Below are 1,066 nucleotides of genomic sequence, written 5' to 3'. Positions count from 1 at the left end.
CTGAACCGCGCCGGGTTTGCCGGAGGCTCCAACTCCTGAGAAGGTGGAGCCTGTATGAGCAAGACGACGAACAAGTTTGCGCCGGAAGTTCGCGAACGCGCGGTACGGATGGTTTTCGACCACGAGCGGCATCACCCCTCGCGATGGGCAGCGGTGGTGTCGATCGCGGAGAAGATCGGCTGCGTTCCGCAGACACTGCATGAGTGGGTGAAGAAGGCTGAGGTCAACAGCGGCAAGCGTGCCGGTGACCCGACCGAGGTTGCCGACAAGGTGAAGGCACTCGAGCGCGAGGTCCGTGAGCTGCGGCAGGCCAACGAGATTCTGCGCAAGGCGTCCGCATATTTTGCGCAGGCGGAGCTCGACCGCCCGTTCCGGCGATGATCGCGTTCATTGACGATCACCGCGATGCCTATGGGGTCGAGCCGATCTGCCGTGTCCTGCCGATCGCCCCATCCACCTATCACGAGCGCGTCGCGCAGCGACAGGATCCGACACGCCTGTCGGCGCGGGCACGGCAGGATGCGCTCCTAAAGGCTGAGATCGCGCGCGTGTTCGCCGAGAACTTCGCGGTCTACGGCGTGCGCAAGGTCTGGCGGCAGATGATACGAGAGGGCGTGCCCGTCGCCCGCTGTACGGTCGCGCGACTGATGCGCGAGATGGGCCTGGCAGGCGTAATCCGGGGTAAGCCAGTGCGCACCACGATCAGCAACAAGGCGGCGCCGTGCCCGCTCGATCACGTCAACCGCCAGTTCTACGCGCCAGCGCCGAACATGCTGTGGGTCTCAGACTTCACCTACGTCGCGACCTGGGCGGGGTTCGTCTACGTCGCCTTCGTCATCGATACCTATGCTCGCCGGATCGTCGGCTGGCGGGCCAGCAGGACGGCTCATGCCAGCTTCGTCCTCGATGCGTTGGAACAGGCGCTTCACGATCGTCGGCCGGCCCATCGGGGCGGCCTCATCCATCATAGCGACCGCGGGTCGCAATATGTGTCCATCAAGTACACCGAGCGCCTCGCCGAGGCCGGGATCGAGCCCTCGGTTGGCAGCGTCGGCGACAGCTACGA

At 65.1% G+C, this 1,066-nt stretch carries 1 pseudogene and 1 other annotated feature; the pseudogene reads left to right on the top strand.

Going from position 1 to position 1,066, the window contains the following annotated elements:
* Positions 1-54 precede the first annotated feature (54 nt).
* Positions 55-1,066 (top strand): annotated as a pseudogene (locus U1701_RS18655) (IS3 family transposase); the annotation flags it as partial.
* Positions 336-452 (top strand) — a sequence feature (AL1L pseudoknot). (Overlaps the previous pseudogene by 117 nt.)

The sequence above is a fragment of the Sphingomonas rhamnosi genome (genome assembly GCF_036663615.1).
GTDB lineage: Bacteria > Pseudomonadota > Alphaproteobacteria > Sphingomonadales > Sphingomonadaceae > Sphingomonas.
Note: the sequence above shows the minus strand (reverse complement) of the source record. Positions and strands in the feature narration are given on the sequence as shown.